This is a genomic window from Demequina sp. NBRC 110056, from assembly GCF_002090155.1.
Taxonomy (GTDB): Bacteria; Actinomycetota; Actinomycetes; order Actinomycetales; family Demequinaceae; genus Demequina.
This window is the reverse complement of sequence record NZ_BBRM01000004.1, coordinates 273,265-293,940: the sequence shown is the minus strand read 5'-3', so window position 1 is coordinate 293,940 and position 20,676 is coordinate 273,265. Positions and strand designations below refer to the sequence as shown.

Here is a 20,676-nt window from a genome sequence, read left to right as displayed (position 1 = left end):
AATGACGTCACTGATCTGGCTGGCCATCGCCCTGCCGTTGGCCAGCGCCGCGATCCTCCTGTGCCTCGGGCGCAGGGCCGATGCGTGGGGCCACTGGATGGGCGTCGCCGCCTCGGGCGGGGCCTTCCTCGTCGGCCTGGGCGCGCTCATCGAGCTGCTCGGCAAGGCCGCGGAGGACCGCGCCGTCGACACGACCCTCTACACGTTCATCCCCGGCGGCGACCTGCACGTCGACGTCGGCCTGCTGGCCGACCCGCTGTCGATCACGTTCGTGCTCCTCATCACGTTCGTGGGCACGCTCATCCACGTCTACTCCGTGGCGTACATGGAGCACGACCCGGACCGGCGCCGGTTCTTCGCCTACCTCAACCTCTTCGTCGCGGCGATGCTGCTGCTGGTCCTCGCGGACTCGTACCTGCTGCTGTTCGTCGGCTGGGAGGGCGTGGGCCTCGCCTCCTACCTGCTCATCGGGTTCTGGAACCAGAAGCGGGAGTACGCGACCGCCGCCAACAAGGCGTTCTTCGTCAACCGCGTGGGCGACATCGGCCTCATCATCGCGATGGGCCTGATGTTCACCTCCTTCGGCGCGCTGGACTTCGCCACCGTCGCGGAGCAGGCGCCCAGCGCGACCACCGCGCAGCTCACGGCGATCGGCCTCATGCTGCTCGTCGCGGCGTGCGGAAAGTCCGCGCAGTTCCCGCTGCAGTCCTGGCTCGGGGACGCGATGGCCGGCCCCACGCCCGTGTCCGCGCTCATCCACGCCGCGACGATGGTGACGGCCGGCGTGTACCTCATCGTCCGCTCGGCGCCGATCTTCGACGGCGCGCCCGACGCCCGCGTGGTCGTCGCCGCCGTCGGCGCGATGACGCTGCTGCTCGGAGCGTTCATCGGCATGGCCAAGGACGACATCAAGAAGGCGCTCGCCGCCTCCACGATGTCGCAGATCGGCTACATGATGCTCGCCGCGGGCCTGGGCCCGATCGGCTACGCGTTCGCGATCTTCCACCTCGTCACCCACGGCTTCTTCAAGGCCGGCATGTTCCTGGGCGCCGGCTCGGTCATGCACGGCATGAAGGATCAGGTCGACATGCGGCGCTTCGGCGCCCTGCGCGGCGCGATGATCGTGACCTGGGTGACCTTCGGGCTCGGCTGGCTCGCGATCCTCGGCATCCCGCCGTTCTCCGGGTACTTCTCGAAGGACAAGATCATCGAGGCGGCGTTCGTGGGCGAGGGCTGGCAGCCCTGGGTCTTCGGCGGCGCGGCGCTCATCGGCGCCGGCCTGACGGCGTTCTACATGTCGCGCCTGTTCTTCATGACGTTCCACGGCAAGGCCCGCTGGACCGACGACCAGCACCCGCACGAGAGCCCGGCCCTCATGACGGTGCCGATGATCATCCTCGCGGTCGGCTCGGCGTTCCTCGGCCTGTTCCTCGCGGTCGGCGACCGCTTCACGCACTGGCTCGAGCCGGTGACGGGCCACGCCGAGCACCACGACCCCGTGCTGCCGATCCCCGTGCTGATCGCGGCGACGCTGACCCTCGTGGTCATCGGCGCCGGCATCGCGTGGGTCAAGTACGGCCGTGCAGACGTCCCGGAGGAGGCGCCCGCCGCCTCGCTCGCGACGCTCACCGCACGCAACGACTTCTTCCAGGACTCGGTCAACCGTGCGGTGTTCCAGCGCCCCGGTCAGCACCTCACCCGCACCCTGGTCTATCTGGACGCTGCCGTCGTCGACGGCGCCGTCAACAAGCAGGCTCGCGGGTGGGCCGGGCTGGGGGAGGCCTCGCGCCGCCTCCAGAACGGTCAGGTCCGCACCTATGCCGCGACGATGCTCGTGGGTCTCGTCATCCTGGCTGCCGTCATCGTGGTGGGGGGTCTCTAAACCGTGTTCCCGTTCCTGACCATCCTCGTCGCGCTCCCCGCCGTGGGCGCCGCCGTGCTGTGGGCTCTGCCTGCCTCGGCGCGCGGCCGCGCCCGGGAGATCGCGCTCGGCGTCACCGTCATCGAGATCGTGCTGTTCGCCGTCATGGCGCTGCAGTTCGACAAGGCCGATGCGGGCGCCTTCCAGTTCTCCGAGACCTACGCCTGGATCCCGCAGATCGGCACCAGCTGGGCGCTCGGCGTCAACGGCATCGGGCTGCTGCTGATCGCCCTGTCCGTGATCCTCACCCCGCTCGCGATCCTCGCGGCGTGGCGCGAGGACAAGGACGTCAAGGCTCGCCGCGACTACATGGCGCTGATCCTGCTGAGCCTCAGCTTCATGGTGGGCATCTTCGCCGCGCGCGACGTCTTCCTGTTCTACGTGCTGTTCGAGGCGATGCTCATCCCGCTGTACTTCATGATCGGGCGCTTCGGCGGCGTCCAGCGCCGCTACGCGGCTGTGAAGTTCCTGCTGTTCTCCCTCGCGGGCGGGCTCATCATGCTCGTCGCGGTCGTGGCCCTGTACTTCGCGGGCCCGGGAGGGGAGCAGGCGTTCCTCACCGACCAGCTCGCCGGGGCGCTCGAGCTCACGACGGCGCAGGAGCGGTTGATGTTCCTGGCGTTCTTCCTCGCGTTCGCGATCAAGGCGCCCATGGTGCCGGTGCACACCTGGCTGCCCGACGTCGCGGAGACCGCGCGCCCGGGCACCACGGCGCTGCTCGTCGCGGTGCTCGACAAGATCGGCACCTTCGGCATGATCTCGCTGTGCCTCGTGCTGTTCCCGGAGGCGGCGCAGTGGGCGGCGCCGGGCATCATCGTGTTCGCGGTGATCTCGGTGATCTACGGCGCCCTGCTCGCGATCGGTCAGCGGGACATGATGCGGCTCGTGGCGTTCACCTCGGTGAGCCACTTCGGCGTCATGATCCTCGGCATCTTCGCGTTCCAGCAGACCTCGGTCGAGGGCGCGGCGCTGTACATGTTCAACCACGGCCTGTCGACGGGAGCGCTGTTCCTGCTCGTCGGCTTCCTGGTGGCGCGCACCGGCACGGCCGACGTGGACGCCTACGGCGGCCTGCAGCGGGTGGTGCCGGTCTTCGCGGGCACGTTCCTCATCGTGGGCCTGTCCTCGCTGTCGCTGCCCGGCCTGTCGCCGTTCGTCTCCGAGATCATGGTCTTCGTCGGCGCCTACCCGGTGGCAGCCGTCGCCGTGATCATCTCCGCGGTGTCGGTCGTTCTCGCGGCCCTGTACATCCTGCGCACGTATCAGCGCGTGTTCACCGGCCCCGTCCGCGAGGACGGTCCGCAGGTGCGCGAGCTGTCGCTGCGCGAGCGGCTCGTCGCGTGGCCGCTCATCGCCCTGATGCTGCTGCTGGGCTTCGCGCCCGGCATCGCCATCGACTACCTGCGAGACCCGTCCGCTGACGTCGTCGCGCAGGTCACCATCGAGGAGGCCGGCGCGTGAACTTCGTGACCCCCGAGATCGCCTGGGCGCCGCTCGCGCCCATCATCATCGTGCTCGGCGCCGCGTCGATCGGCGTGCTCATCGAGGCCTTCGTCCGCACCCCCGCCACGCGCCGGTCGGTGCAGCTGGTGTTCGGGCTCGTGGCCCTGGTGGCCGCGCTCGGCACCGCCATCGCGCAGTGGGTCGCCCTCGACGGCGGCGGCACGGTGGTGCAGCAGTTCATGCTCACCGTCGACCGTCAGGCCCTCGCGTGGCAGACGCTCATCGTGGTGTTCGGCATCCTGGGCCTGATCCTGTTCGCGTCGCGCACGCGCGCCGGCGAGTCCGCCTTCACGCCGCTCGGCTCCACCGCGCCTGGCTCGATCGAGGAGACCCTCGCGCGCCGCCGCGGGTTCGAGGTGACCGAGGTCTTCCCGCTGCTGCTGTTCGCGGTGGGCGGCATGATGCTGTTCACGAGCGTGACGGACTACATCTTCCTGTTCGTCGCCCTCGAGGTGTTCTCGCTCGCGCTGTACATCATGGTCGCGCTCGCGCGTCGCCGCCGGCTCATGTCCCAGGAGGCGGCGCTCAAGTACTTCCTGCTCGGCGCGTTCTCGTCGGCGCTGTACCTGTTCGGCGTCGCGCTGATCTACGGCGCGACCACGCAGACCTCCTTCGCGGCCGTGGGCCGAGCGATCGACGTCATTAGCGGCCGCGACGCGCTGCTGCTGGCCGGTGTCGTGCTCGTGCTCGTCGGGCTCCTGTTCAAGATCGGCGCCGTGCCGTTCCACTCCTGGACGCCGGACGCCTACCAGGGTGCGCCCACGCCGGTCACCGCGTTCATGGGCGCCGCGACCAAGGCCGCGGCGACCGCGGCGCTCGTCCGCATCGTCTACACCTCGCTCTACCCGCTCGAGTGGGAGATGAGCTGGCTGTTCTGGGCGGTCGCGATCGCGTCGATGGCGCTCGGCACCGTGCTCGCGCTCGTGCAGACCAACGTCAAGCGCATGCTGGCGTACTCGTCCGTCGCGCACGCCGGCTTCATCCTCGTGGCGTTCGCGGGCTTCACGGAGGAGGCCGTCGCCGCGCTACCGTTCTACCTGCTCGCCTACGGCCTCGCGACCATCGGCGCGTTCGCCGTGGTGTCCCAGGTGCGCGAGCGCAGCGAGGACGGCGCGGTCGGCGCCGAGGCCGTGCGCCTCGGCCAGTGGGCCGGGCTGGGCAAGCGCTCGCCTCTGCTCGCGGGTGCGATGGCGCTGTTCCTGCTGTCGTTCGCGGGCATCCCGCTCACGGCGGGCTTCATCGGGAAGTTCGAGGTGTTCTCGGCCGCGGTCGCCGGCGGCGGCTGGCCGCTGGTGCTCATCGGCGTCATCGCCTCCGCCGTCGCGGCGTTCTTCTACGTGCGCCTCGTGGTGCTGATGTTCCTCACGGACATCCCCGAGGGCGCCGAGGACTCGATCGAGGTCGAGGACGGCCCGCTCGCGAAGCTCGTGATCGTCGTGACGGCCGCCGCGGTGCTCGTGCTCGGCATCCTGCCTGCCGGACTGCTCGACGTCTACGCCGACGCGGCTCAGTTCCTCGTCCTGCCGAACGGCTGATCCCATGACCCAGCTCCCGCTCGGCTCCCCGACGCTCGAGGCCGCGATCTCTCCGCGCCTCGCGCTCGTCGAGGAGCGCCTGCGGGATGCCGTCGCTCAGTCGGACCGCCTCGCGCACGCCACCTCGCGCCACCTCGTCGATGCGGGCGGCAAGCGCCTGCGCCCGATGCTGACGCTGCTCACGGCGCAGCTCGGGGACGGCGCCCGGCCCGAGGTCGTCGAGGCCGGGGTCGTGGTGGAGCTCACCCACCTCGCGACGCTCTACCACGACGACGTCATGGACTCCGCGCCCACGCGACGCGGGGCGCCGGCTGCCCACGAGGTGTGGGGCAACTCCGTCGCGATCCTCACGGGCGACCTGCTGTTCGCGCGCGCCTCGCGCGTGGTGGCCGGACTCGGCCCGGAGGCGGTGCGCATCCAGGCGCAGACCTTCGAGCGCCTGTGCCTCGGCCAGCTCCACGAGACCGTGGGACCAGGCCCCGAGGACAGCGCCGTCGACCACTACATCCAGGTGCTCGCCGACAAGACCGGCTCGCTCATCGCGACGTCGGCCCGCTTCGGCGCCATGTTCGCGGGCTGCCCGCCCTCGGTGGTGCAGCGGGTGACCGAGTACGGCGAGTTCGCCGGCGTGGCCTTCCAGCTCGCTGACGACGTGATCGACGTGCGCTCCGACGCGGCGACCACCGGCAAGACGCCCGGCACGGACCTGCGCGAGGGCGTGCCCACCATGCCCGTCCTGCTGCTGCGCGAGCGCGTCGCGTCCGGCGGTGCCACCGCCGAGGACGTCGAGCTGCTCGCCGACATCGACGGCGACCTCAGCTCGGACGAGGCCCTCGCGAGCGTCGTCGCTCGCCTCTCGGGTCACGAGGTGGTCGACGAGACCAGCCGCCTCGCACAGGAGTGGGCCCAGCGCGCCAAGTCCGCCGTCGAGGGCCTTCCCGAGGGCGAGGCGCGCGACGCGCTGCTCACCTTCGCGGACGCCCTCGTCGCCCGCGCCGCCTGACGCGGACGCACCCAAGCCAGCGAGCGCATCGGCGCTGCGGCGTCCCCCACGGACGGCCCGCACGCTGACAGCACGAACCAACCCCGAGGCGCCACGCCGCTCTGCGGGGCCGATGCGCTGCCCGGCTCGGGGTGTCGCGCCCAGCCTTGGTTCGAACTGTCAGGCGGGACGGAGGCAGCCGGGACGGGCGCGGTGGGCCGCGCTCAGACCGGCTCGGCCGGCTCCACGCGTGCCTCGCGGCGGCGCGGGCGCAGCCGCCACCCGTCGACGGTGAGGATCACCAGCGCGACCCACACGAGGGCGAAGCCGATACACCGCGACAACGGCATCGGCTCGCCGAAGTGCCACACCGCGAGGATGAACATCATGGTGGGCGCGATGTACTGCAGCAGCCCGGTGACGTAGAGCGGCAGGCGGCGCGCGCCGGCGGCGAACAGCAGCAGCGCCCCGGCGGTGAACAGGCCGGTGGACATCAGGAGCAGGTCGTGATCGACGCCCAGCCCGGGTGAGCCCCGCTCAAGGAACGTCTGCCGCCCCGTGTCGTGGATCCACCACAGCCCGACCAGGGCCGCCGGAGCGAGCACGAGCGTCTCGACGGTGAGGCCCGTGAGCGCGTCGATCGAGCCGCCCACCTGCTTCTTGATGAGGCCGTACAGCCCGAACGAGGTGGCCAGCGCGAGGGCGATCCACGGGAACTCGCCGAGCCCCACGCCGATCACGACGACGGCCACCGTCGCGATGCCGATCGCGACCACCTGCAGGCGCCGCAGCCGCTCGCCGAGGAAGACGACGCCGAGCGCGACCGTGAACAGCGGGTTGATGTAGTAGCCGAGCGCCGCGGAGTTCACGTGCTCGGTGACCGTCGCGTAGACGTAGATGAGCCAGTTGATCGCGATGAAGAAGGCCGCGAGTGCGAGGATCCCGAGCGTGCGCAGGTTCGTCAGCGCCGCGCGGACCCGCCGCCAGGCGCCCACCGCCGCGACGATGATCGCGCACACGAGCACCGACCACACGGCGCGGTGCGCAGTGATCTCGAGGGCCCCGGCCGGCTTGAGCGCGGCCATCAGCAGGGGGAAGGTCCCCCAGATCAGGTACGCGCCGGCGCCGAACGCGAGTCCCGATCGGCTCAGGGGTTCGCTCACCTCGGCATTGTGTCACCGGTGCGCGACCGCGAGAGGACGCCGGAGGGCCGATGCGCACTGGAGCCCCGATCGAGGTGCCAGTCAGTGGTGGGGTGGCACCGGCGCCGTGGCCGGAGCCATGACGCTCAGGCCGTGTGGATCCCGCACTCGGTCTTGCCCTGGCCCGACCAGCGGCCGGCGCGCGCGTCCTCGCCGGGGAGCACCTTGCGCGTGCAGGGCCCGCAGCCGATGCTCGGGTAGCCCTGGGCGACGAGAGGATTGCGCGGCAGGTCGTGGGTGACCTGGTAGCGCTCGACGTCCGCGTCGTCCCACAGGGCGAGCGGGTTGATCTTCACGAGGCCGTGCTTGGCATCCCAGCTGATGATGGGCATCTCGGAACGCGTGACGGCGTCGACGCGGCGCGCGCCGGTGACCCATGCGTCGTAGCCCTGCAGCGCGTTCGCGAGCGGGTCCACCTTGCGCATGAAGCAGCACAGGTTGGGGTCGCGCGCGAAGAGGTCCTTGCCGAACTCGGCGTCCTGCTCCGCCACCGTCTGGCGTGGCGTCACGTCCACGATCGTGATCGGGAAGCGTGCCGCGGACTCGTCGCGCGTGGCGAGGGTCTCGGGGAAGTGATAGCCGGTCTCGAGGAACAGCACGTCGACGCCCTCGAGGCGGGTGCCGAACAGGTGGGGAAGGATCGTGTCCTGCATCGACGACGCGACTCCCAGGCGCTTGCCGAAGGTCGCCACGGCCCAGTCCGCCACGTGCTCGGCGGAGGCCGTCTCGAGCAGCGAGTTGACCTGCGCGCACGTCTCCGCGTTCCACTCGCGCGGGTTGAGCGCGGTGAGCGCGAGGCTGCCCGGCAGCGCAGGGATGGTCATCGGATCAGTTCCTCTTCGGCTCGGAACGCCCAGTCAGCGAACGTCTCCTCGGGACCCGAGCGGTCCGCGAGGTAGTTGGTGGTAACGCGCTCGACGTACTCGGGCATTCCGAGCTGGGTGACCTTGTGGCCGCGGATCTTGCGTCCGAAGTCGTTGTCGTCCCCGCGGCCCAGGCGTCCGCCCAGGTGGACCTGGAAGCCGGGCACCTGCTCGCCCGAGTCCTCGTCGAGCACCAGCTGTCCCTTGAAGCCGATGTCCGCGATCTGGACGCGGGCGCACGAGTTGGGGCAACCGTTGACGTGCACCGTGATGGGGCTGTCGAGCGTGGGGAACTTGTCGTCGAGCACCTTCACGACCTCGCGCGCGGTCGCCTTGGTCTCGACGATCGCGAGCTTGCAGTACTCGATGCCGGTGCAGGCGATGACGTTGCGGTGGAACTCGCCGGGGTCCGACTCGAGCTCGAGGGCGCGCAGGCCGTTGACGACCTCGCTGACCTTGTCCTCGGGGACGTCGAGCACGAGGATCTTCTGCAGCGGCGTGAGGCGGATCCGGTCGGAGCCCACGGCCTCCGCGATGCGGGCGATCTCGATGAGCTTCTCGCCCGACACGCGGCCGGCGACGGGGGCGACGCCCACGTACCACTTGCCGTCCCTCTGCTGGTGGATCCCGACGTGGTCACCGCGGTCGCCGCGCTCGGCCTGCTTGGGGGCCGGCCCCTTGGGCAGCTCGTAGCCGAGGTAGTCCTTCTCGAGCACCTCGAGGAACTTCTCCGGACCCCAGGCCTTGAGCACGAACTTCAGGCGGGCGCGGGTGCGCAGGCGCCGGTAGCCGTGGTCGCGGAAGATCGACACGACGCCCTTCCAGACCTCGTGCGCGATCTCGGGCTTGACGAACACACCGAGGCGGTGGCCGAGGAACGGGTTGACCGACAACCCGCCGCCGACCCACAGGTCGTAGCCGATGCCCAGCTCGGGGTGCTCGACGGCGCAGAAGGCGATGTCCTGCACCTCGTGGAGGATGTCGGGCACGGGCTGGCCGGTGAACGCCGTCTTGAACTTGCGGGGCAGGTTCGAGAACTCGGGGGAGCCGATGTAGCGATCCATGATCTCGCGGATCTGCGGCGTCGGGTCGATGAGCTCGTCCTTCGAGACGCCCGCGACGGGGGAGCCGAGGATCACGCGAGGCACGTCACCGCATGCCTCGGTGCACAGCAGCCCCACCTCCTCGACGCGGCGGAAGATCTCGGGGACGTCCTCGATGCGGATCCAGTGCAGCTGGATGTTCTGGCGGTCGGAGACATCGGCGGTGTCACGGGCGAGGTCGCGCGAGATGAGCCCGATCTCCCGCGCCTGAGCCACCGACAGCTGGCCGCCGTCGGAGCGGATGCGCAGCATGAAGTACTCGTCGTCGAGCTGGTGCGGCTCGAGGATCGCGGTCTTGCCGCCGTCGATGCCCTGGCGGCGCTGCGTGTACAGGCCCCACCAGCGGAAGCGTCCGCGCAGGTCGCCCGGGGGGATCGACCAGAATCCCCACTTCGAGTACATCGACTCGATGCGCTGGCGCACCTCGAGGGGGTCGCCTGCGGCCTTCATCTCCTCGTTGGGGTTCAGCGGCGTGCGGTCACCCGCGGCCCACTGGCCGTCCTTCGAGGCCGTGTTCTTGCGCTGAGCGGCCTCGCGCGTGCGGATGAGGCGCGCCTCCTCGCGGTGGCGGCGGCGCTCCTCCGCCTCGGCGATCTCCTGGGGGGTGCGCGCATCCGCGGTGGTGGCATCGGTGTCGGTCACCGAGGTCTCCTCGACATCTTGGGAGGGCTCTCGGCCAGGTGAGCGCGACTGGTTCGCGCTCGTTGGCCGAGCGCCCAGGGGCTACGTGGGACGTATCCGTGGGCGGTCAGGCCGACAGACACATGGCACAGCAGACGCAGCACATCATCGATGCGCGGACGTTCTGCTTCGGGGCCATGCGCGCAAGTCTCTCACAGGACCGGGCGCATGCGGTAGCCCCGGACTCAGGTCGGCAGGAGGGCCGATGCGCTCGCTGGCTCCGTGCGCATCGCCACCTCGGTGCTGTGGAACGCCACGATCTGATCGATCACCGCCGGGTCGCGGGTCTCGAGGGCGATCTCGCGGGTGCCGAGCCGCACGCCCGCGGCGACGAAGTTGTGGGAGCCGGTGATCGCCACCCGGTCGCCGCCGTGGAGCGTGAACACGAGGGCCTTGGCGTGCACGTAGCGCCGGCGGCGGTAGCGCGAGCGATGGCCGGTCGCGAGCATCGAGCCGGCGATCAGCGAGCCGTTCGCGAAGGAGGCGCGGTGCGGCGCGTTGAACCAGAGGTCGTGGCCGCGAGCGGCCACGAGACGTCCGAGCGTCCCCGTGGGGCAGTACTGGGAGACGTGCAGCACGTGCTCCGAGCGGGCGGCCCAGGTGACGGCTGCGCGGTAGATGGCGGAGTCGCCGGGCAGCCCGCCGTCGATGAGCACTCGGCCGCAGTCGTGGTCGACGATCCGCGACGCCGACCGCCCGTGGGCCTCGCCCGCGATGCCGTCGTGGAGGTCGGCGAGCGCATCGGCCACCCGACCGTCCTCGAGCCGCAGCATGTAGTCGACGTTGCCGATGCCACGCGCGTCGAGGTTCACGCCGCCGAAGCTCCACGCGACGTCGTCGACCACGGTGAGCTTGGTGTGGGTGCGGCCGCGGAACATCAGGCCCCGTTCGGAGCCGAGCCACGTCATGCGCACCCCGGCGTCCTCGAGCTCGCGGGTCAGCGCCGCGGCGCTGCGTCGCCGCCTGCTGGGCGTCGCGGTACCCAGAAGGCTCGTCGCCCCGTCGGCGAAGGTGAACACGTCCGCGCTGACCCTGACGTCGACACCGCGCTGCGCGGCCGCGACCGCCGCGTCGAGCAGGGTGGCCGTCGCGGCGTCCCGCGCGATGGTCAAGGTGGTGAGGCGCACCCGGGTACGGGCACGCGAGATGGCCGCCGCCGCATCGGCGACGTAGTCCGCTGCGCGCTGGAGCGTGGGCGCGGGAGCGGGGCGCGACGGCGTCGCCGTCGCCGGGAAGGAGCGTGCGGTGAGCGTCACCCTTCGACTGTCGCACCGGCATGGAACCTTGTGCCGGGACCCGGGCCCCACGCCACCCACAATTCACGGGACGCTCACGGAACCGTCACGAGCGCATCGGCGCCCCGGGCGACGGTCCCAGGGGACATTGCGTGCGGAAGGTGTGTCTATACTCTGGTGCCGTTGCGCCCGGGAGGTTCGGGCGCGCCGCCTCCCACCGACGAAGTGAGACCCTCGTGACCACTGAACGACCGTTGCGCGTCGCCATCATCGGCGCCGGACCGGCCGGCACCTACGCCGCCGACATCCTGTCCAAGTCGGGCATCTCGACCTCGATCGACATCATCGAGCGCCTGCCCGCGCCGTTCGGCCTGGTGCGCTACGGCGTCGCCCCCGACCACCCGCGCATCAAGCAGATCATCGTCGCGCTCGCGAACGTCCTGGGCCGCGGCGACATCCGCCTGCTGGCCAACGTCAACGTCGGCACCGACCTCACCCTCGAGGACCTGCAGTCGCACTACGACGCGGTCATCTTCGCGACCGGCGCCTTCGAGGACTCCGACCTCAACATCCCTGGTATCGACCTCGAAGGTTCGTACGGCGCTGCCGACTTCGTGAGCTGGTTCGACGGGCACCCCGACGTGCCGCGCACCTGGCCTCTCGACGCCAAGGAGATCGCGATCTTCGGCGTCGGCAACGTCGCCCTCGACGTCGCCCGCGTGCTCGCGAAGCACCCCAAGGACATCGCCGTCACGGAGATCCCCGACAACGTCCTCGAGGGGCTGTCGAGCTCGCCCGTGACCGACGTTCACGTCTTCGGCCGCCGCGGCCCCGCCCAGGTGAAGTTCTCGCCGCTCGAGCTCCGCGAGCTCGGCCACGTCCCCGATGTCGACGTGATCGTCTACCCCGAGGACTACGAGTTCGACGAGGCCTCGATCGACGCCGCTGAGAACAACAAGCAGACCAAGCAGGTCGTCAAGACGCTCACCGACTGGACGCTCAAGGAGCCGTCCGGGGCGTCGCGCCGCATCCACCTCCACTTCCTCCAGAGCCCGCACGAGGTGCTCGGCGAGGACGGCAAGGTCGTGGCCGTGCGCATGGAGCGCACCGAGCTGCAGGGCGACGGCAACGTCAAGGGCACCGGGGAGTTCATCGACTACCCCGTCCAGGCCGTGTACCGCGCCGTGGGCTACTACGGCACCGAGATCGAGGGCATCCCCTTCGACCAGTCCAAGGGCACCATCGCCAACGAGGGCGGCCGCGTGGTCGACGGCGGCGACGTGGTCCCCGGCTACTACACCACCGGCTGGATCAAGCGCGGCCCCGTGGGCCTCATCGGGCACACCAAGTCGGACGCGCAGGAGACCATCGCCAACCTCGTCGAGGACGCGCCGCGTCTGTACGCCGAGACCAAGGCCGGCGCCGAGCAGCTGAGCCCCGACAACCTCCTGCACCTGCTCAAGGAGCGCGGCGTCCCGGTCGTGCAGTGGCACGACTGGGAGCTGCTCGACGCGCACGAGCGCGCGCTCGGCGAGGCCGACGGCCGCGAGCGCATCAAGGTCGTGCCCCGCGAGGAGATGACCGACATCGCGCTGGGGCGCCTCAAGCAGCAGGCGTGACGGCGACGAAGGCCGGCGTCGGGAGAGATCCCGCGCCGGCCTTCGTGCTGTCCGCGGGTGTGCGGTGACCCGACCGCCCCGATCCGCGCACGTCCCGACTGATGTGGCGACGGTGGATCCGTGCGGAACGCCCGAGCGCGCGCTCCGCACTGACGGGGCGCGCACAGGTGAGTTCCGGCGAGACGCGTCACCGGGAACCGGCATGCCCGTCCACCCGTTTCTCATGAGCAAGAATGTCTCCCGGAGGGTGAGTTGGGAAAGCGCTATTTCAACGGTCTGAAGACCGGTGGCCTGTTCGTCGTGCTGTGGGTGGTCCTGCTCGGGATCGGCTCCGTGGTCGGCGGAGGGCAGTACATCTGGATCTTCGCCGGGCTCGGCCTGATCGGCACTGCCTACGGCTACTGGAACTCGGACAAGCTGGCGATCAAGGCGATGCACGCGCGCCCCGTCACCGAGGTCGAGCAGCCCGCGATGTACCGGATCGTGCGCGAGCTCTCCGCCGAAGCCAACCAGCCGATGCCGCGCCTCTATGTGTCCCCCACGCAGGCACCCAACGCCTTCGCCACCGGTCGCAACCCCAACAACGCGGCCGTGTGCTGCACCGAAGGCATCCTGCACCTGCTCGACGAGCGCGAGCTGCGCGGCGTGCTCGGCCACGAGCTCATGCACGTCTACAACCGCGACATCCTCATCGGCTCGGTCGCGGCAGCATTCGCCGGCATGATCACCGCGATCGCGCAGATGCTGTTCTGGTTCGGTGGTGGCGGCAACAGCCGCGACAACCCGCTGGGCGTCTTCGGCATGCTCGCCATGGTGCTGCTCGCGCCCATCGCCGCGTCGCTCATCCGCATGGCGATCTCTCGCACCCGTGAGTACGACGCCGACGAGGACGGCGCGTCGCTCACCGGCGACCCCCTCGCGCTCGCAAGCGCCCTGCGCAAGCTCGAGCGCGGCACGCAGGCGCGGCCGCTTCCCCAGGACGCGCCGCTCGAGAACGTGTCCCACATGATGATCGCCAACCCGTTCTCCGGGGCCGGCATGGCGAAGCTCTTCTCCACCCACCCGCCCATGGACGACCGCGTGAAGCGCCTCGAGGACATGGCCCGCGCGAACGGCCAGCACTTCTAGGCGGTCCTGCTCGGCGGCGCTGCCAGGCGGCGTCCCTCGCGTCCCGCGCACGCCCCCCGGTCCCGTCGTGGAATGCCACGGCCCCACCGAGGCGTTGCCACGAGGGTGAGGCCTGCCGTCGGGTTCCTCGGCAGGCGAGCATCGCCTGAGAGGAGACTGCTGATGCGCACCCAGGAGGTCGAGCACCTGCAAGAGCTCGAGCGTGACGGCTGGGAGGCCCTTACCTCGGGCCATGCCCGAGAGTTCTACGAGGACGTCCTCGCGAGCGAGGCCGTGATGGTGTTCCCGTTCGGCGTGATGGACCGCGATGACGCGATCGACGGGATGGCGGAGTCTCGTCGGTGGAAGGACTACTCGCTGAGCGACATGACGGTCCACGACCTCGGCGCAGGCATCGCCGTGGTGGCGTACCACGTGCATGCGGAGCGCGACGAGGAGGGTCCCTTCGACGCGATGCTCGCGAGCACCTACGTGCGTTCGCGCGGTGGCTGGCGAATGATGCTTCACCAGCAGTCGCCCTGAACCAACCGCACCCTCGAGCTGCGATAAGTGAACCGTGATTCACAAACCGTGCTAGCGTCAGGGCATGGCGACCCTCAAGGCCGAGCGTCGACAGGAGCTCGACGCACTCGACACCAGCGCGCTGCGCGAAGGCGTGAACTGGTTCATCACGCTGGCCGGCACGGCCAACGTCATCTGGCAGCTGTCGCTGCCCCCAGTCGGACACGGCGTGAAGGACAGCACGAGTCCCGGGGCGCTGTTCCATGACCCGAAGCGCCGCATGCGCACCACGGTGGGCTACATCGCCGTCACCATGCTGGGCTCGGCCGAGGATCGCGCGGCCTATCGCGCGGCGACCAACCGCTCCCACGCCCCGGTCCAGTCGAAGCCTGGAGAGGCCCCCGCGTATCGCGCGATGGACCCTCAGCTCCAGCTGTGGGTGGCGGCGTGCCTCTACCGCGGCGCCGAGGACGCGTACGAGCGGGTCCACGGCCCCCTCTCCGGCGCGTTTCGCGAGGAGTTCTACCGCCAGGGCATGGTGTTCGGCACCACCCTCCAGATGCGCGCTGAGGACTGGCCGGCCACACGCGACGCCTTCGGCTCATGGTGGGACTCGGCGCAGTCCCGCCTGGAGATGGACGACTCGGTCCGCGAGTACCTGTGGCGCGTGCTGCGCCTCGAGTACCTGGGCAGGGACGTGCCCGCGCGCCTGCTGGCGTGGCGCATCCGCATGACAGCGGGCTACATGGGGCCGCGCTTCCGCGAGCTCATGCACCTCGAGTGGGACGACGAACAGCAGCGCCGATTCGACCGGTTCAACCGGCGCATGGCGACGTTCCAGCGCGTCGCGCCTCGCGGCGTGCGTGAGGTGCTGCTGCGCCGCGAGCTGCGCGACATCCGCAAGAGACTGGCGGCAGGTCGGCCGTTGTTCTGAGCTGAACCGCTCCTCGACAGCCGGGCGTGGTGCTCATGGGTGATGAGACGGCCGCCACCTCACCCGTCAGGTTCCTCGTCGTCCTTGCCCGCGGTGGGGTCCGCCTCCGCGACGTCGCCGGGCCCCGCGGTCGGGAACATCGGAGTGTGGTTCCTCCACGTTGCGAGGTAGTTCCGCCAGGTGTTGGCGAATGACACGAGCGGGACGCTGACGGCAGCGATCGCCCCCACCGCCACGGCTCCGCCATTCGAGAGCCCGGCGACAGCGGCGATGCCGCCTCCGAGCAGACCGACCACGATGCCGTTCACCAAAATGATGAGCACCGCTGACGAGGCGAGCATCTGTGCGGCACCGCTACGTGGGCGCAAAAACGAGTAGGTGTGGCTCATCCCTGCCTCGTCGTCGTGGGGCGAGGTCATGAGGTACGGCCGGATCGACGGGTCGAGCTCGACGTAGGCGCCTCGGAGGCGATTCATGGCGACCACGTACATGAGGTCCTCCTCGGCGACCGCTTCCACGCGCAACTGCGTCAGCACGCCCACCACCGCGAGGGCACCCAGGATCGACAGCGCAGCCGTGGCGAACCAGCCCGCGAACTGCGATGCCTGTCCGAGGAGCCCGATGGTGACCAAGCCCGCAGACACGAGGGTGAGGAAGATCGTGATGCGCGTGAGGACCTCGCTCTGCGCGGTCCCGCGAGCCGCGAGAAGCGCCCAGTGCTCGGTCGAGAGCATCTGGACGCGCCTGGCCAACGCCGCGTCGTCGGGCGTTGTCGCGTGGCCCTCGGGCTCAGCGCTCACACGACATATTCTGGCCCCGCGGCCCTCGCTTTGCCATGGGGGAGAGCGATCGCTTCCACGGCTGGCGAGCTGGGCCCGCGCCCCCTCAGCGAAAGTTGACGAACTGCAGGTCGACGTCGACGTCGGCGCCCTTGAGGAGCTGGATGGTCTTCTGCAGGTCGTCGCGCGACTTCGAGGACACGCGCAGCTCGTCGCCCTGGATCTGCGACTTGACGGTCTTGGGGCCCTCCTCGCGGATCAGCTTGCCCAGCTTCTTCGCGATCTCCTGGGTGATGCCCTCCTTGAGGTCCGCGACCAGTCGGAACTCCTTGCCCGAGGCGACGGGCTCGCCGTACTCGAGCGACTTCATCGAGATGCCGCGCTTGGCGAGCTTCGCGATGAGGACGTCGAGGATGGCCTTGACGCGCTCGGGGGAGTTGGCCTTCATGAGGATCGCCTCGCCCGAGAACTCGATCGACGCGCCCACGCCGCGGAAGTCGTAGCGCTGGTTGATCTCCTTGTGCGCCTGGTTGAGCGCGTTGTCGACCTCCTGGCGGTCGATCTTGCTCACGACGTCGAAGGTGCTGTCGCCTGCCATGGGATCCTCCTGGGTTCGGGGCGCACAGAGCGCCGATGCGGTCGCCGCCCACGCGTCCAGGTGCCAGTTCGCGTCGGGGCCAGTTCTGTTGCTATCCTTCCATGCGCGCCAGGTTCGGTTCGAGCCGGGCGCATGGCAGGTTGCCCGAGCGGCCAAAGGGAGCTGACTGTAAATCAGCCGTCACTGACTTCGGGGGTTCGAATCCCTCACCTGCCACGCCGGGCCCGTCGCGATGCGACGGGCCTTTCGCGTTCCTCAGGGCCGGTGCCCGAACCCGACGCCCCGCACCTTGTCGCCCAGGCGGTGGCTGAGCGTCGCTTTGCGAGGTGCGGCGTCACCTGATGGTGGCTGGGTGTCGATCGCCGCGCCGCGCGGCATGGGCCGTGGACCGCGACCGTGCGGTCGCCCGCACGGAGGTCTTCCCGGTCGAGATCAGCGCGGACGGCGACCTTCGGACGTAGGCACCCGCGCGCGGTGCGCCCCAGTGGTGCCTGAGCGTCGGTCTGCGAGGTGCGGCGTCACCTGATGGTGGCTCAGTGTCGAAGCGGGCGCGGGGCGTCAGCGAGCGGCGCCGGGGTCGATCTCCTCCGCGGCCGCGCCGGCGGTCGAGCGCACGAACTTGCCGCGCTTGACGGCCACGTCCGCGCTCATCTCCTCGAGCTCCATGCCCTTGGTCTCGGGCACACGGAAGAACACGAAGAAGAAGGACAGCAGCGCCATCGAGGCGTAGAAGCCATACGCGAACACGAGGCCGATGGAGGCCATCTCGGGGAACGACATGGTGATCGCCCAGTTGGCGAGCCACTGCGCGGCGGCGGCCACGGCGAGCGCCGAGGCACGGATGCGGTTGGGGAACATCTCGCCGAGCAGCACCCACACCACCGGTCCCCAGGTGGCGCCGAAGAAGACGACGAACGCGTTCGCGCCGATGAGCGCCGTGGTCGCCCATGCGCCCTCGAGGCTCGCATTGCCCTCGGCGTCGACCACGGCGGTCGAGAACGCCACCGCCATGAGGCCCAGCGACGCGGTCATGCCCAGGGATCCGATGAGCAGCAGCAGGCGACGTCCGATGCGGTCGACGAGCACGATCGCGATGATGGTGACCACGATGTTGGTGATCGACGTGATGGTCGACGTGAGGAACGCGTCGGACTCGTCGAAGCCCACGGACTGCCACAGCGTGGTCGAGTAGTAGAAGATCACGTTGATGCCCACGAACTGCTGGAACACCGACAGCAGGATGCCCGTCCAGACGATGGGCTTGAGGCCGAGCGCCCGCCCCTTGAGGTCGCCCAGCGAGCGCTTCTCGTCGTCGCCAAGCGACTGGTGGATCTCGTCCACCTTGTGGTCGACGTCCTTCTCGCCCGTGAAGGTGCGCAGCACGGCCGCCGCCTCCTCGAGCCGATGCTTGCCGACCAGGTAGCGAGGCGACTCCGGCAGGCTCATCGCGGCGACGCCGTAGATCACCGCGGGCACCGCGCAGACCAGGAACATCCAGCGCCATGCCTCGAGGCCCCACCACAGGTCGTTTGACGCGCCGCCGGCGGTCTCCGCGAGCAGCTGGTCGCTCAGCAGCGCGGCGAAGATGCCGAGCACGATCGCCATCTGCTGGAGGGAGCCGAGGCGTCCACGGAACTTCGACGGAGCGACCTCCGCGATGTACGCGGGCGCGATCACCGAGGCCGCACCGATCGCGAGCCCGCCGACCACGCGCCACAGCATGAGGTCCCAGACGTTGAACGCGAGCGCGGAGCCGATGGCCGAGATGAGGAACAGCGTCGCCGAGATGACCATGACGCGGATGCGCCCGTACTTGTTGGCCAGGGTGCCCGCGAACCACGCGCCGACGGCGCAGCCGAGCAGCGCGGACGCGACCGCGAAGCCCGTGAACGCGTCGGACAGCTCGAACTCGCCCTGGATGGAGTCGACCGCGCCGTTGATGACGGAGGAGTCGAAGCCGAAGAGGAAGCCGCCAAGCGCCGCGCCGATGCTGATGGCGATGACCTTGCGGTTGAGCTTGGCGTCCGCCGGTGAGGCCGAGGCTGGGGTCGAGGTGCTCATCGAGCGCTCCTTCACGACGGGGTCGGGCGCGACGTCGCGCGCGGCGGTGCAGATGGCTTCACAGTATCGCCGCGTCGGGCATCCCGCCTGGTGGAACGCCGCGCGTGGCGAGCAGGGCGGGCGCGAGGTCTCCCCGCGGCTGCACCTCGATCGCGTCGAGCCCCAGCCAGGACGCCATCGTCGCGAGCTCGTCCGCGGCTGCCGCGGCGATGCGCTCATCCGACAGCCGGCGCGCTCCACGCGCGGTACCGGGCTCGCGCCACGACGACAGCACGCGCAGCACCCCCGCCTTGCGGTCCGCCTTGAGGTCCAGGCGCGTGGGGATCTGGTCGCCCACCAGGAGCGGCAGGCAGTAGTAGCCGTAGACGCGCTTGGGCTCGGGCGTGTAGATCTCGATCCGGTAGTCCATCCCGAACATCCGCGACAGGCGCGGGCGGAACCAGCACACGGGGTCGAACGGGCTCAGCAGCGCCGCGCCCGTCGCGCGGCCGGGGTCCGCGGCGACGCGGCGCCACGGCGCCTCAGCATCGGCCTCGCCGACGGCGAGCAGCGCGGGGTCCTTCCAGCCCTCGACGGCGACCCACCGCGCGATCCCGCGCTCGACGGCCGACGCGGCCCAGGCCTTGCCACCCGCGACGTCAGGGGTGCGCGCGCCCGCCTGGAACGGCAGGCGGAAGTGGTCGCAGAGGTCCTTCGCGGTGCCGATCCCGCACGCGGACAGCGCGCGGTCGAACAGCGCCTGGTGGGCCTGGGCGGCCGGGACGCCCCACGGGTGGGCGTCTTCGCCCGGGCCGACGGGCGCATCGGCCGGCACCGCGCCCCACGCACGCGAGCACGCGTCGTAGGTACGTGCGAAGTGGCGGCCGCGGGACGCGGCGACCGCCCCGGTGATGAAGAGCAGCTCGAGCGCGTCCTTGGTTTGGTTGTCGTCCCACCACGGGCCGCGCGGGCCCTCCCGGGGCGCGAGGTGCTCGACGTCGGCGCCCACGAGCGGGCCGCTGGTCTCGACCATCGCTCGCACCTGGTCGACGAGGCCTGGCCGCTCCCGCTCGAGCGACGCCCGGCGCCGTGCCTTCCAGGTGGTCGACTCCTGCATGCGGTGGTGCATGTGCGGCAGGACGTCGAACGGCATCACCGATGCCTCGTGGCCCCAGTGCTCGAAGGCGTGCGGCGAGTGGCCCTGCGGGTCGCCCCAGAGGAACTGGTCGAGCGCACCGGTCGAGTACGCGCCGTAGCGCGAGAACACCGGCAGGTAGTGGGCGCGCGCGAGGATGTTCACCGTGTCGAGCTGGAGCACGCCCTGCAGCTCGAGATAGGCCGCGAAGTCGCGCTCCCGCACCCGCCGGGAGGGGCGCCGTCGCGCCAGCCCCTGGGCGTTCAGGAAGATGCGCCGGGCCTGCGCCGCGCTCAGCGTCTCCGAGGGCTGCGCTTCGTGATGAGGGCTCACGTCCCTCACCCTAGACGCGGGCCCTGACAGCGCCGCGAGGGGTGGCGTCGGCCCGATTTCACAACGAGCGCTCGCGCCGTGTACTCTTGTCCGGCTGGCCCCGATAGCTCAGTCGGCAGAGCGTTTCCATGGTAAGGAAAAGGTCCAGGGTTCGATTCCCTGTCGGGGCTCCAAGGATGGCTCGCCGCCGCACCTCTCGCGAGGACGGCGGCGGTCCCATTCTCGCGGCGGGGTAGCTCAGTTGGTTAGAGCACACGACTCATAATCGTGGGGTCGCGGGTTCAAGTCCCGCCCTCGCTACGCTCCAGGCGTTCCGCCTGGATCACGCGCTTCGCGCGTCACCACAAGGCTGGGAGCCGACATGGCCAAGAACGACGTTCGTCCGAAGATCACTCTGGCATGCACCGAGTGCAAGGACCGCAACTACATCACCCGCAAGAACCGTCGCAACAACCCCGACCGCGTCGAGCTCTCGAAGTTCTGCCGGAAGTGCGGCAAGCACACCGCGCACCGTGAGACGCGCTGATCTGATCTGATCGCGAAGGCCCGCCCCTCCTCGGAGGTGGCGGGCCTTCTGCTTTCCG

17 protein-coding genes and 3 tRNA genes are annotated in these 20,676 nt (G+C 70.2%); 12 read left to right on the top strand and 8 right to left on the bottom strand.

Annotated elements, in window-relative coordinates; translation table 11 throughout:
- Nucleotide 1 precedes the first annotated feature (1 nt).
- From nuoL to B7K25_RS07705, 4 genes are read left to right on the top strand one after another with little or no spacing between them, the layout of a single operon-like run.
- Nucleotides 2–1,882 (top strand): NADH-quinone oxidoreductase subunit L, encoded by a 1,881-nt coding sequence (gene nuoL / locus B7K25_RS07720; RefSeq protein ID WP_084105145.1) that lies wholly within the window; start codon nt 2–4, stop codon nt 1,880–1,882.
- 3 nt (nt 1,883–1,885) lie between these two features.
- Nucleotides 1,886–3,382, top strand: a complete 1,497-nt coding sequence (locus B7K25_RS07715; RefSeq protein WP_084105144.1) for an NADH-quinone oxidoreductase subunit M — start codon at nt 1,886–1,888, stop codon at nt 3,380–3,382.
- Nucleotides 3,379–4,959 carry an NADH-quinone oxidoreductase subunit NuoN gene (gene nuoN / locus B7K25_RS07710; protein ID WP_084105143.1) on the top strand — a complete coding sequence of 527 codons (1,581 nt, stop codon included), beginning with the start codon at nt 3,379–3,381 and terminating at the stop codon, nt 4,957–4,959. Before B7K25_RS07715 ends, nuoN begins: the two co-directional genes overlap by 4 nt.
- Nucleotides 4,960–4,963: 4 nt before the next feature.
- On the top strand, nt 4,964–5,962 hold the full coding sequence (locus tag B7K25_RS07705) for a polyprenyl synthetase family protein (RefSeq protein WP_084105142.1): 999 nt from the start codon (nt 4,964–4,966) through the stop codon (nt 5,960–5,962).
- 203 nt (nt 5,963–6,165) lie between these two features.
- Here B7K25_RS07705 and rarD read toward each other — a convergent pair whose 3' ends face one another.
- The 4 genes from rarD to B7K25_RS07685 all read right to left on the bottom strand — a co-directional run bounded on the left by rarD (nt 6,166) and on the right by B7K25_RS07685 (nt 11,046).
- Nucleotides 6,166–7,104 (bottom strand): EamA family transporter RarD, encoded by a 939-nt coding sequence (rarD, locus tag B7K25_RS07700; protein WP_084105141.1) that lies wholly within the window; start codon nt 7,102–7,104, stop codon nt 6,166–6,168.
- 125 nt (nt 7,105–7,229) lie between these two features.
- On the bottom strand, nt 7,230–7,967 hold the full coding sequence (locus B7K25_RS07695) for a phosphoadenylyl-sulfate reductase (protein ID WP_084105140.1): 738 nt from the start codon (nt 7,965–7,967) through the stop codon (nt 7,230–7,232).
- On the bottom strand, nt 7,964–9,655 hold the full coding sequence (locus B7K25_RS07690) for a nitrite/sulfite reductase (protein WP_234988134.1): 1,692 nt from the start codon (nt 9,653–9,655) through the stop codon (nt 7,964–7,966). The genes B7K25_RS07695 and B7K25_RS07690 overlap by 4 nt, the downstream gene beginning before the upstream one ends.
- A 320-nt stretch (nt 9,656–9,975) precedes the next feature.
- Nucleotides 9,976–11,046 carry a phosphatidylserine/phosphatidylglycerophosphate/cardiolipin synthase family protein gene (locus B7K25_RS07685; protein ID WP_159450159.1) on the bottom strand — a complete coding sequence of 357 codons (1,071 nt, stop codon included), beginning with the start codon at nt 11,044–11,046 and terminating at the stop codon, nt 9,976–9,978.
- 215 nt (nt 11,047–11,261) lie between these two features.
- Here B7K25_RS07685 and B7K25_RS07680 point away from each other — a divergent pair, with 215 nt between their 5' ends.
- The 4 genes from B7K25_RS07680 to B7K25_RS07665 all read left to right on the top strand — a co-directional run bounded on the left by B7K25_RS07680 (nt 11,262) and on the right by B7K25_RS07665 (nt 15,207).
- A complete protein-coding gene (locus B7K25_RS07680) occupies nt 11,262–12,644 on the top strand; it encodes an FAD-dependent oxidoreductase (protein WP_234988119.1) in 1,383 nt (460 codons plus the stop codon).
- Between the two features lie 252 nt (nt 12,645–12,896).
- Complete coding sequence (gene htpX / locus B7K25_RS07675; RefSeq protein ID WP_084105137.1) at nt 12,897–13,772, top strand: zinc metalloprotease HtpX; 876 nt, start codon at nt 12,897–12,899, stop codon at nt 13,770–13,772.
- Nucleotides 13,773–13,934: 162 nt separating this feature from the next.
- Nucleotides 13,935–14,294, top strand: coding sequence for a nuclear transport factor 2 family protein (locus B7K25_RS07670; protein ID WP_159450158.1), 360 nt, complete (start codon nt 13,935–13,937; stop codon nt 14,292–14,294).
- 64 nt (nt 14,295–14,358) lie between these two features.
- On the top strand, nt 14,359–15,207 hold the full coding sequence (locus B7K25_RS07665) for an oxygenase MpaB family protein (RefSeq protein ID WP_084105135.1): 849 nt from the start codon (nt 14,359–14,361) through the stop codon (nt 15,205–15,207).
- A 59-nt stretch (nt 15,208–15,266) separates the two neighbouring features.
- Here B7K25_RS07665 and B7K25_RS07660 read toward each other — a convergent pair whose 3' ends face one another.
- The gene (locus B7K25_RS07660) at nt 15,267–16,007 is read right to left on the bottom strand and encodes a hypothetical protein (protein WP_144018923.1); all 741 of its coding nucleotides are present in this window, start codon (nt 16,005–16,007) and stop codon (nt 15,267–15,269) included.
- Between the two features lie 85 nt (nt 16,008–16,092).
- A complete protein-coding gene (locus B7K25_RS07655; RefSeq protein ID WP_084105134.1) occupies nt 16,093–16,584 on the bottom strand; it encodes a YajQ family cyclic di-GMP-binding protein in 492 nt (163 codons plus the stop codon).
- Between the two features lie 134 nt (nt 16,585–16,718).
- On the opposite strand from B7K25_RS07655, the gene B7K25_RS07650 reads away from it, so the two are divergent.
- Nucleotides 16,719–16,800 (top strand) — tRNA-Tyr (locus B7K25_RS07650).
- Between the two features lie 342 nt (nt 16,801–17,142).
- Here B7K25_RS07650 and B7K25_RS07645 read toward each other — a convergent pair.
- Both B7K25_RS07645 and B7K25_RS07640 read right to left on the bottom strand, forming a co-directional pair.
- Entirely contained in the window at nt 17,143–18,645 is a 1,503-nt protein-coding gene (locus tag B7K25_RS07645; RefSeq protein WP_084105133.1) for a sugar porter family MFS transporter, read from the bottom strand.
- Between the two features lie 58 nt (nt 18,646–18,703).
- Nucleotides 18,704–20,092 (bottom strand): winged helix-turn-helix domain-containing protein, encoded by a 1,389-nt coding sequence (locus B7K25_RS07640; protein WP_159450157.1) that lies wholly within the window; start codon nt 20,090–20,092, stop codon nt 18,704–18,706.
- A gap of 97 nt (nt 20,093–20,189) precedes the next feature.
- Here B7K25_RS07640 and B7K25_RS07635 point away from each other — a divergent pair.
- The 3 genes from B7K25_RS07635 (at nt 20,190) to rpmG (ending at nt 20,618) form a co-directional block, all read left to right on the top strand.
- Nucleotides 20,190–20,265: transfer RNA gene (locus tag B7K25_RS07635), tRNA-Thr, on the top strand.
- Between the two features lie 53 nt (nt 20,266–20,318).
- Nucleotides 20,319–20,392, top strand: a tRNA-Met gene (locus tag B7K25_RS07630).
- Between the two features lie 61 nt (nt 20,393–20,453).
- Nucleotides 20,454–20,618 (top strand): 50S ribosomal protein L33, encoded by a 165-nt coding sequence (gene rpmG / locus B7K25_RS07625; RefSeq protein ID WP_042213233.1) that lies wholly within the window; start codon nt 20,454–20,456, stop codon nt 20,616–20,618.
- Nucleotides 20,619–20,676 lie beyond the last annotated feature (58 nt).